This is a genomic window from Endozoicomonas sp. ALB032 (assembly GCF_049310125.1).
GTDB lineage: Bacteria > Pseudomonadota > Gammaproteobacteria > Pseudomonadales > Endozoicomonadaceae > Endozoicomonas_A.
The window spans coordinates 7,116,793-7,129,341 of the sequence record NZ_JBLYNW010000001.1; the positions used below are offsets into that span (position 1 = coordinate 7,116,793).

The window sequence follows — 12,549 nt, forward strand, 5'->3', positions numbered from 1 at the left end:
AGAGGATCGGGCTGTTCAGGTTCAGCCAACTTATTGGAATACAGGAAATGAGCTGGTAGCGGACTTGAGCCGACTAATTCCAGTGCATGCAGCAGCCCAGCAAATATTATCGACACCAGCAGAAGCAGTGATCGAACCCTCGATAAGGCCGCTTTGTTTTTTTGTGAGCGTTTCATAGATCCGGGCTTAAAAAATCAGCATCTGTGAATCCATTCGCCATTGGGAAAAGTTTGTGCGTCGTCCGGCTCAGGCCTGTTGATCGACGTTTGCGGCAAACTTTATAGCAGCTCACTGGCGAGCCTGCCATCAACGGAGTTGGCAGACAGTTTGTTTTTAGAAGCTTTACCAGACGACAAAAGTCTTTTTAGAAAATACTCCCACACCCATCAAGCAGCTCCAGTTCCTGACAACCCTCATAAACATCAGGATCAATGTCGGATAATAAAGGGTCTTGCTTTTTTAACTGTTCTATTTTACTGCACGCCCGTTGCCGCCATTCTTCCAGTGTGCGGATATCGCTATCGATTTTGGCTTTTTTAAGGAGGGTCACTGTATGCATAAGCTCCATTTCGCTCTCGTACTCCTCCAGTAAATGCAGTATTTCGGTGCCAAAAATTTTTGCCTGGTTGAGCTTTAACCATAAACTGCCAAACGCTTGTTTTTTTGGTTCCAATTCATTCTCTGGCTGACATGCTTCGGCTTGCCTGGATTGAACGTTATCCAGTTTCTGCCATTGATCTGCAGTCAAATAATAGTGTTCAGATATCCCGGTGATTTTCAAAAAAGTCCTGAACTGTTCTTCTGACCAGTTGCTGATTGCCATTTTTTCACTGTGTATTTTCAGCTGTGGCATTGGGTAGCGATAGGTCTGAACATCATCACCCGACACTTCAACCTCAAGCCACTGCCCTTTGACGGTAAAAGACATCTCATTGAGGTTCTGCATCAACACAGCGATATAGCTCAGGGCCAACTGTTCTCCTGATGGGATAAGTCCGGAGACAGGTATCTCAACATGGTTATTGTCGGTTGTTCGCATCCCGGACAAAAAGTGATCGGGAATATCGTTATCCCAGGGTAGAAGACTGTGGGTTTTGAGCAGCGCTTCGAACAGTATCTGGATGCCTTCTTTGGTGATGTCATGGTTTTTTAGTTGCAGGCAGGCTTCAAGCAGCTTGCTTAACCAATGGGTAGAATGCTCTTTGCTGAGTTTTTGCAAGGCGCTCAACGAGGGAAACAGATTGAATACAGCCCGGGCATGGCTGGTATCCAGAAAACGCAGCTGATCATCTTTTGTTAAGGGTTGCAGAATTTCCAGATAGAGCCCTTGCATATATTCGAGTTTCAGCACCGCCGACAATGGTTGCAACCGGGCTGAGTACTGCTCCCATAGTCCTTTATCCGGCAATGACTTCAGCCGCTTGGCAAAAAAGACAAAACGCTCCCTGTCTTCATCGGAAGAAAACAGAAACATTGCTCTATTTAACACGCGCAAAGGCACGGCTTTCATTGAATGACGCCATAAAAAATGCCGATCCAGTTGATTAGCCTGAAGGTAGCTTTTGACGCTTTTCCCTCCAGAAGAAGATAAAAATCCTATCAATGATTCCAGCATCAGAAGCGTTTCAGTCTCTTTATGCAATTGGCAGAACTGTTTTAAAACCGTCCATTTTAGCGACCAGTCTGGCTTAGGGGTGGAAAGATAAAGAGCGAGTGTTTTTATCTGGCGATTGTATTTGTCATCTTTATTCTCTGAATCGCTATTGTATTCGTCATCTCCTTCATCATCCGGGTTGCTATGCCCTCCAGTAAGTTCTGTAAGCAGTAACTGTTTCAGTTCTGTTTCCTGATGTTGCAGCACCCTAATAGCAGGTAGCCCTGCTGATGTCCAGAGCCTGGTCATAATGTGCAGTAGCCAATGATCGGATGCCTCACAGTAACGTATCCAGCCCAGTACTTTTTTCACATCCTCATGTTTGGGTAAGCCCAGGCAATGATTCATGGACGAGAAATTGCGGAACAACTTCATATTGAACTCACCATTCTTGTGTTTCCATTCCAGCCAGCCGAGTACCTCTTTCACTTCCTTTTGTTTGGGCATGCCTCTTGTGGCGTGCATAGACGAAAAAGAACGGAACAACTCCATGTTGAACTCACCATCCTTGTCTTTCCACTCCGGCCAGCCCAGCACCGCTTTCACTTGCTTGTGTTTGAGCATTCCCTGCCTACTGTTCATGGACGAGAAGGATCGAAACAACTTCGTATTAAACTCGCCATCCTTGTCTTTCCATTCCGGCCAATCCAGCACCTCTCCCACTTCCTTTTGTTTGAGCACGCCTTTGCCGTGATTCATAGACGAGAAGGCGCGGAACAGCTCCATACTGAACTCGCCATCCTTGTCTTTCCATTCCGGCCAGCCCAGCACCTCTTTCACTTCCTCATGTTTAATCATGCCCTTGCTGCTATTCATGGACGAGAAGGCACGGAACAGCTCAATGTTGAACTCGCCATCCTCGTCTTTCCATTCCGGCCAGCCCAGCACCTCTTTCACTTCCTTTTGTTTGAGTATGCCTTTGCCACTATTCATGGATGAGAAGGAGCGGAACAGCTCCATACTGAACTCGCCATACCTGTCTTTCCATTCCGGCCAGTTCAGCCCCTCTTTCACTTGCTCATGTTTAAGCATGCCTTTGCTATTGTTCATAGACGAGAAGGCACGGAACAGCTCCATATTGAATTCGCCATCCTTGTCCTGCCATTCCGGCCAGCCCAGCACCTCTTCCACTTGTTCATGTTTGAGCATGCCTTTGCCATGATTCATAGACGAGAAGGCGCGGAACAGCTCCACACTGAACTTGTCATTCTTGTCTTTCCATTCAGGCCAACCCAGCACCTCTTTCACTTGCTCATGTTTGAGCATGCCTTTGCCATGATTCATAGACGAGAAGGCACGGAACAGCTCCATACTGAATTCGCCATCCTTGTCCTGCCATTCCGGCCAGCCCAGCACCTCTTCCACTTGCTCATGCTTGAGCATGCCTCTGCCAGCATTCATGGACGAGAAGGCGCGGAACAGTTCAATGCTGAACTCGCCATCCTTGTCCTGCCATTCCGGCCAGCCCAGCACCTCTTTCACTTTCTCATGTCTGGGCAGGCCCTGACCATGATTCATGGACGAGAAGGCGCGGAACAGCTCCATATTGAATTCGGCATTCTCATCTTTCCATTCTGGCCAGTCCAGGATTGCTTTCACTTCCTTGTATGTGGGCACGCCTTTGTTATTATTCATGGACGAGAAGGAAGTCAAGAGATCCAAACTTGCTAAATATTCGAGTTCACTCTGGCTACTTTCGGCAAAAGTACGAATATGTTTTTTTCTATTATGTAGCATGCCGGTCAGCATGCCTGTATTCTTGAAGTTTTCAGAAAGGTGCCGAAAAAAAGCGGTGGCATTATCGAAAAAGCCATTAAAAGAATTTCTCTCTAAGAAACCAAGCAGCTTATAAAAAGTGTTTTTTACAGTGATGTTTTTTTCCTTGAATACCTCTATCAGGGTTTGCGCTTTTTCCAGCTCTTCCTGACTTAATTCGTACTTGATATTTGCTTTTATTTTTTCCAGTGGGTCATCGGAGATCTGGGTGTCTGGCGGTTTCTTTTTTTTGGCCGGTGGTTCAGCAACAGCTGTTGAACTATTTCTCTTTCTACCCGGGCCCTTCTTTTTTTTCGGAGCGGGTTCTGATGAATCCGGTTCTGCTTCTTCCCGGATTCGTTTTACCCTTTTGTTACCTTGAATGCCCGACAGGCACTTGTTGCACAACAACGCTGAAGCTGCTGTCTGATTTGCTACACGTTCTAATTCCTGTGAATTCAGTGCCTTGTCACACTTCGAACATGCGACAAGCGAATTTCCGGTATTCTGCTCGGCTGAGGGGTTTAGTGGGTCATCGTCTCCACGACCATTGACGCCTGTCGAACCGGTTCCCCTTTTACGGGCAGCAGGTCCCCTTGTCTGGCCGGTCTGACCTGTTGTTGCGGTCGTTGCTGCTTTGGTCGTTCGGGAGGATGAATTCTTTTTCCCGTTACCTGTCTGTCGGCCAGAGTATTTGCCAGAAACCATCTCACGGTAAACTCTGAGTTCCTGACTATTCTCTGCCATCCATGTCTGAACCAGCCCAGGTTGGATCGTACCAGGGTCTGACCTTTCCAGATCAAGAAGATCGGCTTCAATCACCATGATCCGGTCTGACAAAATCCGGGCCTGCGTGGTCTGGCCTGTCATAATCGCCCATAGTCGTTTGATTTGTAATATTATAAGCAGTTGCTTTTTTTGCTGCAGACAAGTTTGGACAGGATCAGGAATAAGGGTAAGGTCAGGTTGGCGCTCTGGTTCAGGACTCCCGCTGTTTCCGTCAGGTCGCTTATTGCCATCATCTCCACCGGCGGTGCCCCCGGCGATCAACGCATTGGAAGTGTTCTCCAGAACTTCAGGGGGCACGTAAAACTCCAACAACTCGTTCCCACGCTCCGGAGGGTGTCGCAAAACTCCAACAGCTCGTTCGGATGCTCTGAGGTCGTCATTCCCGCGAAGGCGGGAATCCAGCGCCAACGGTGAATATCTGCCTTCTCGGGGATGACAAGGCCATTGGGGCACCGGGCAGTAAGGTTCTGGTGGTGAGTCAGTGTGGATTCCCGCCTTCGCGGGAATGACGAGAATGAAGCCGGGAATGATGGAAGTCAACTCGTTCCCACGCTCCGGCGTGGGAATGCATATCTCCCCTGAAAGCCAGATACTACCACTTGAGATAACATATGGGCACCCACGCCCGCGACTTACAGGGCCTAAAAACATGGGAGCCAGAGTTTTGTGATGCCATCGGAGAAAATCGGGCTGTTCAGGTTCAGCTAACTTATGGGAATACAGGAAATAGGCTGGTAGCGGACTTGAGCCGACTAATTCCATTGCATGCGACGAACCCCCAAACAACATCGTCACTAGCACAAGCAGTGATCGGACCATCGAGCAGGCAGCTTTTTTTTGTTGTGAGCGTCTCATAGATCCAGGCTAATAAAATCAGCTTCTGTGAATCCATTCGCTAGTGGAAAAAATTCGTACGTCATCCGGCTTAGGCCTGATGATTCACGTTTGAGCTAGGTTTTATAGCACCGCACTGGCAGGGTTGCCATGAACGGAGTTGGCAGACAGTACGTTTTAGAAGCCTTATCAGACGACACAAGTCTTTTTAAAAAATACTCCCACACCCATCAAGCAACTCCAGTTCCTGACAACCCTGATAAACATCAGGATCAACATCGGATAATAAAGGGTCTTGCTTTTTTAAACGCTCTATTTTGCTGCATGCCCGTTGCCGCCATTCTTCCAGTATGCAGTTATCGGTATCAATTTTGGCTTTTTTAAGGAGGGTCACTGTATGCATAAGCTCCATTTCGCTCTCGTACTCCTCCAGTAAATTCAGTGTTTCGCTGCCAAAAATTTCTGTCTGGTTGAGCTTTAACCATAAACTGGCAAATGCCTGTTTTTGTGGTTCCAATTCATTCTCTGCCTGAAATGCTTCAGCTTGCCTGGATTGAACGTTATCCAGTTTCTGCCATTGATCTGCGGTCAAATAATAGTGTTCAGATATCCCGGTGATTTTCAAAACAGTCTTGAACTGTTCCTCTGACCAGTTGCTGATGGCCATTTTTTCATCCTGTATTTCCAGCTGCGGCATTGGAAAGCGGTAGTTTTGAACTCCATCACCCGGCACCTCAACCTCAAACCACTGCCCTTTGACGGTGAAAGACATTTCATTGAGTTTCTTCATGAGCACAGCGATATAGCTCAGGGCCAACTGTTCTCCTGATGGGAGTCCGGAGACAGGTATCTCAACATAGTTGTTGTCGGTCGTCTGCATCCCGGACAAAAAGTGATCGGGGATATCGTGATCCCAGGGTAGAAGACTATGGGTTTTGAGCAGCGCTTCAAACAATATCTGGATGCCTTCTTTGGTAATGTCATGGGTTTTTAGTTGCAGGCAGGCTTCAAGCAGCTTGTTTAACCAATGGGAAGAATGTTCTTTGCTGAGTTTTTGCAGGGCGCTCAACGAGGGAAACAGATCAAATACAGCCTGGGCATGGCTGGCATCCAGAAAACGCAACTGATGATCCTTTGTTAAGGGTTGCAGGATTTCCAGATAGAAGCTTTGCATAGAGTCGAGTTTCAGCACCGCCGACAATGATTGCAACAGGGCTGAGTACTGCTCCCATAGTCTTTTATCCGGCAATGATTTCAGCCGCTTGACAAAAAAGACAAAACGCTCCCTGTCTTGATCGGAAGAACATAGAAACATTGCTCTATTTAACACGCGCAAAGGCACGGCTTTCATTGAATGACGCCACAAAAAATGCCGATCCAGTTGATTAGCCTGAAGGTAACGTTTGACACTTTTTCCTCCAGAAGAAGATAAAAGCCCTATCAATGATTCGAGCATCAGAAGCGTTTTAGCCTCTTTATGCAATTGGCAGAACTGTTTTAAAACCGCCCATTTTAGCGACCAGTCTGGCTTAGGGGTGGAAAGATAAAGAGCGACTGTTTTTATCTGGCGATTGTATTTATCATCTCCTTCATTATCCGGGTTGCTGTGTTCTCCGGTAAGTTCTGTAAGCAGTAACTGTTTCAGTTGTGTTTCCCGGTGTTGCAGCATCTTGATGGCAGGTAGCCCTGCTGATGCCCAGAGCCTGGTCATAATGTGCAGTAGCCAATGACTGGGTGCCTCATGGTAACGTATCCAGCCCAGTACTTTTTTCACATCCTCATGTTTGGGTAAGCCCAGGCAATGATTCAAGGAGGAGAAAGTGCGGAACAACTTCATATTGAACTCACCATTCTTGTCTTTCCATTCCGGCCAGCCGAGTACCTCTTTCACTTCCTTTTGTTTGGGCATGCCTCTTGTGGCGTGCATAGACGAAAAAGAACGAAACAACTCCATGCTGAACTCGCCATCCTTGTCTTTCCATTCCGGCCAGCCCAGCACCGCTTTCACTTGCTTGTGTTTGAGTATTCCCTGGCTACCATTTATGGACGAGAAGGATCGGAACAACTTGATATTAAACTCGCCATCCTTGTCTTTCCATTCCGGCCAGCCCAACACCTCTTTCACTTCCTCTTGTTTGAGCATGCCTTTACCACCGTGCATGGATGAGAAGGAGCGGAACAGCTCCATACTGAACTCGCCATCCTTGTCCCTCCATTCCGGCCAGCTGAGCACCTCTTTCACTTGCTCACGTTTGAGCATACCTTTGCCATGATTCATAGACGAGAAGGCGCGGAACAGTCCCATACTGAACTCGCCATCCTCGTCTTTCCATTCCAACCAGTCGAGCACCTGTATCAGTTGCTCATGTTTGAGCATGCCTTTGCAATGATTCATAGACGAGAAGGAACGGAGCAGCTCCAAACTGAACTCACCATCCTTGTCCTTCCATTCCGGCCAGCCCAGCACCTCTTTCACTTGCTCATGTTTGAGCATGCCTTTGCCATTGTTCATGGATGAAAAGGAGCGGAACAGCTCCATACTGAACTCGCCATCCTTGTCTTTCCATTCCGGCCAGCCCAGCACCTCTTTCACTTGCCCATGTTTGAGCATGCCTTTACCATTGCTCATGGATGAGAAGGCGCGGAACAGCTCCATACTAAACTCGCCATCCTTGTCCTTCCATTCCGGACAGCCCAGCACCTCTTTCACTTCCTCTTGTTTGAGGATGCCTTTGCCATGATTCATAGATGAAAAGGCGCGGAACAGCTCCATACTGAACTCGCCATCCTTGTCCTTCCATTCCGGCCAGCCCAGCACCTCTTTCACTTGCTCATGTTTGAGCATGCCTTTGCCATTGTTCATGGATGAAAAGGAGCGGAACAGCTCCATACTGAACTCGCCATCCTTGTCTTTCCATTCCGGCCAGCTCAGCACCTCTTTCACTTGCCCATGTTTGAGCATGCCTTTACCATTGTTCAAGGATGAGAAGGCGCGGAACAGCTCCATGCTGAACTCGCCATCCTTGTCTTTCCATTCCGGCCAGCCCAGCACCTCTTTCACTTCCTCTTGTTTGAGGATGCCTTTGCCATGATTCATAGATGAGAAGGCGCGGAACAGCTCCATACTGAACTCGCCAGCCCTGTCTTTCCATTCCGACCAACCCAGCACCTCTTTCACTTCTTCACGTTTAAACATGCCCTTGCTGCTATTCACAGACGAGAAGGCGCGGAACAGCTCCATATTGAACTCGCCCTTCTTGTCTTTCCATTCCAGCCAGCCCAGCACCTCTTTCACTTCCTTTTGTTTGAGAATGCCTTTACCATGATTCATAGACGAGAAGGTGCGGAACAGCTCCATATTGAACTCGCCATTCTTGTCTTTCCATTCCAGCCAGCCCAGCACCTCTTTCACTTCCTCTTGTTTGAGCATGCCCTTGCTGCTATTCATGGATGAGAAGGAGCGGAACAGCTCCATACTGAACTCGCCATCCTTGTCTTTCCACTCCGGCCAGCCCAGCACCTCTTTCACTTGTTCATGTTTGAGCATGCCTTTGCCACTATTCATTGACGAGAAGGATCGGAACAACTTCGTATTAAACTCGCCATCCCGGTCTTTCCATTCTGGCCAGCCCAGTATTGCTTTCACTTGTTCATGTGTGGGCACGCCTTTGCTATTATTCATGGACGAGAAAGAAGTCACTACATCTAAACTCGCTAAATATTCGAGTTCATCCTGACTACGCTCTGCAAAACTACGGATATGTTTTTTGCTATTATTCAGCATGCTGGTCAGCATGCCTGTATTTTTGACGTTTTCAGAAAGGTGCCCAAAAAAGGCGGCGGCATTATCGAAGAAACCATTAAAAGACTTTCTATCTACAAGACCAGGCAGCTTATAAAAAGTGTTTTTTACAGTGATGTTTTTTTTCTTGAATACCGCCAACAGGGTTTGCACTTTTTTCAGCTCTTCCTGACTTAATTCGTACTTGATATTTGCTTTTATTTTTTCTAACGGATCATCGGGAATTTGAGTATCTGGCGGTTTCTTTTTTTTCGGAGCGGGTTCTGGTGAATCCGGTTCTGCTTCCTCCCTGATTCGTCTTACCCTTTTGTTACCTTGAATGCCCGACAGGCACTTGTCGCACAACAACGCTGAAGCTGCTGTCTGATTTGCTACACGTCCTAATTCCTGTGGATTCAATGCCCTGTCACACTTCAAACAAGCGACAACCGAATGTCCGGTATTCTGCTCAGCTGAGGGTTTCTGTGGGTCATCGTCTCCACGACCATTGGCGCTTGTCGAACCGGTTCTTCTGTTACGGGCAGCAGATCCGCTTGTCTGGCCGGTCTGACCTGTTGTTTCGGTCGTTGATGCTTTGGTCGTTCGGGAGGATGAATTCTTTTTCCTGTTACCCGTCTGTCGGCCAGAATATTTGTAAGAAACCATCTCACGGTAAACTCTGAGTTCCTGACCATTCTCTGCCAGCCATGTTTGAACCAGCCCCGGTTGCATCGTGCCAGGGTCTGACCTTTCCAGATCAAGAAGATCGGCTTCAATCACCATGATCCGGTCTGACAAAATCCGGGACAGGGTGGTCTGGCCTGCCATAATCGCCCATAGTCGTTTGATTTGTAATATTACAAGTAGTTGCTTTTTTTGCTGCAGACAAGTTTGGACAGGATCAGGAACAAGGGTAAGGTCAAGTTGACGCTCTGCTTCAGGACTCCCGCTGTTTCCGTCAGGTCGCTTATTGCCATCATCTCCACCGGCGGTGCCCCCGGCGATCAACGCATTGGAAGTGTTCTCCAGAACTTCAGGGGGCACGTAAAACTCCAACAACTCGTTCCCACGCTCCGGAGGGTGTCGCAAAACTCCAACAGCTCGTTCGGATGCTCTGAGGTCGTCATTCCCGCGAAGGCGGGAATCCAGCGCCAACGGTGAATATCTGCCTTCTCGGGGATGACAAGGCCATTGGGGCACCGGGCAGTAAGGTTCTGGTGGTGAGTCAGTGTGGATTCCCGCCTTCGCGGGAATGACGAGAATGAAGCCGGGAATGACGAGAATGAAGCCGGGAATGAAGCCGGGAATGATGGAAGTCAACTCGTTCCCACGCTCCGGCGTGGGAATGCATATCTCCCCTGAAAGCCAGATACTACCACTTGAGATAACATATGGGCACCCACGCCCGCGACTTACAGGGCCTAAAAACATGGGAGCCAGAGTTTTGTGATGCCATCGGAGAAAATCGGGCTGTTCAGGTTCAGCTAACTTATGGGAATACAGGAAATAGGCTGGTAGCGGACTTGAGCCGACTAATTCCACTGCATGCAGCGACCCACCAAATAATATTGTCACCAGCAGAAGCAGTGATCGAACCCTCGATAGGGCCGTTTTGTTTTTTTGTGAGCGTTTCATAGATCCAGGCTTAAAAAATCAGCATCTGTGAACCCATTCGCTAGTGGAAAAAATTCGCACGTCATCCGGCCTAGGCCTGATGATTCACGTTTGCGCTAGATTTTATAGCACCGCACTGGTGAGCTTTCCATAAACGGATTTGGCAGACAGTTTGTTTTTAGAAGCTTTATCAGACGACAAAAGTCTTTTTAGAAAATACTCCCGCATCCATCAAGCAACTCCAGTTCCTGACAACTCTGATAAACATCAGGATCAACATTTGATAATAAAGGGTCTTGCTTTTTTAACTGTTCTATTTTACTGCACGCCCGTTGCCGCCATTCTTCCAGTATGCAGTTATCGGTATCGATTCTGGCTTTTTTAAGGAGGGTCACTGTATGCATAAGCTCCATTTCATTCTCGTACTCCTCCAGTAAATTCAGTATTTCGGTGCCAAAAATTTCTGTCTGGTTGAGCTTTAACCATAAACTGCCAAATGCCTGTTTTTGTGGTTCCAATTCATTCGCCGACTGACATGCTTCAGCTTGCCTGAATTGTACGTTATCCAGTTTCTGCCATTGATCTGCGGTCAAATAATAGTGTTCAGATATCCCGGTGATTTTCAAAACAGTCTTGAACTGTTCCTCTGACCAGTTGCTGATGGCCATTTTTTCATCCTGTATTTCCAGCTGTGGCATTGGAAAGCAGTAGTTTTCAACTCCGTCACCTGGCACTTCAACCTCAAGCCACTGACCTTTGACGGTGAAAGACATCTTATTGAGCTTCTGCATCAACACTGCAATATAGCTCAGAGCCAACTGTTCTCCTGATTGGATAAGACCGGAGACAGGTATCTCAACATGGTTGTTGTCGATCGTTTGCATACCGGACAAAAAGTAATCGGGAATATCGTGATCCCAGGGTAGAAGACTATGGGTTTTGAGCAGCGCTTCAAACAGTATCTGGATGCCTTCTTTGGTGATGTCATGGGTTTTTAGTTGCAGGCAGGCTTCAAGCAGCTTCTTTAACCAATGGCAAGAATGCTCTTTGCTGAGTTTTTGCAGGGCGCTCAACGAGGGAAACAGATCAAATACAGCCCGGGCATGGCTGGCATCCAGAAAACGCAGCTGATCATCTTTTGTTAAGGGTTGCAGAATTTCCAGATAGAGCCCTAGCATATATTCGAGTTTCAGCACTCCTGACAATGATTGCAACCGGGCTGAGTAATGCTCCCATAGTCTTTTATCCGGCAATGACTTCAGCCGCTTGACAAAATAGACAAAACGCTCCCTGTCTTCATCGCAAGAACACAAAAACATTGCTCTATTTAACACGCGCAAAGGCACGGCTTTCATTGAATGACGCCACAAAAAATGCTGATCCTGTTGATTAGCCTGAAGGTAGCGTTTGACACTTTTCCCTCCAGAAGATAAAAGCTCTATCAATGATTCCAGCATCAGAACCGTTTTTGTCTCTTTATGGTATTGGCAGAACTGTTTTAAAACTGTCCATGTTAGCGACCAGTCCGGCTTAGGGGTGGAAAGATAAAGAGCGACTGTTTTTATCTGGCTATTGCATTTGTCCTCTTCATCATCTGAGTCGCTATTGTATTCGTCATCTCCTTCATTATCCGGTTTGCTGTGTTCTCCGGTAAGTTCTGTGAGCAGTAACTGTTTCAGTTGTGTTTCCCGGTGTTGCAGCAGCTTGATAGCAGGTAGCCCTTCTGATACCCAGAGCCTGGTCATGATTTGCATTAGCCTGTGATTGAGCGCCCCCCGGCAACCTACCCAGTCCAGGACTTTTTTCACAGGCTCATGTTTGGGCAAGCCTTGGCTGTGATTCATGGACGAGAAAACGCGGAACAGCTTTATATTGAGTTCGCCATTCTTGTGTTTCAATTCAGGCCAGCCGAGCACCTCTTTCACTTTCTCATGTTTGAGCATACCTCTGCTATTATTCATGGACGAAAAAGTGCGGAACAGTTCCATACTGAACTCGCCATCCTTGTCTTTCCATTCCGGCCAACCCAGCAACTCTTTCACTTCCTCTTGTTTGAGCATGCCTTTACCATTGTTCATGGATGAGAAGGAGCGGAACACCTCCATATTGAACTCGCCACCCC

At 47.6% G+C, this 12,549-nt stretch carries 3 protein-coding genes; all 3 read right to left on the reverse strand.

What is annotated here, in order from left to right; translation table 11 throughout:
- Positions 1–364 precede the first annotated feature (364 nt).
- A complete protein-coding gene (locus ACO6VG_RS25805; protein WP_422476241.1) occupies positions 365–4,738 on the reverse strand; it encodes a hypothetical protein in 4,374 nt (1,457 codons plus the stop codon).
- Between the two features lie 502 nt (positions 4,739–5,240).
- Entirely contained in the window at positions 5,241–10,133 is a 4,893-nt protein-coding gene (locus ACO6VG_RS25810) for a hypothetical protein (protein WP_422476243.1), read from the reverse strand.
- 503 nt (positions 10,134–10,636) lie between these two features.
- Positions 10,637–12,549: hypothetical protein (locus tag ACO6VG_RS25815; protein WP_422476245.1), on the reverse strand; the 1,913-nt coding region annotated here is incomplete at its 5' end.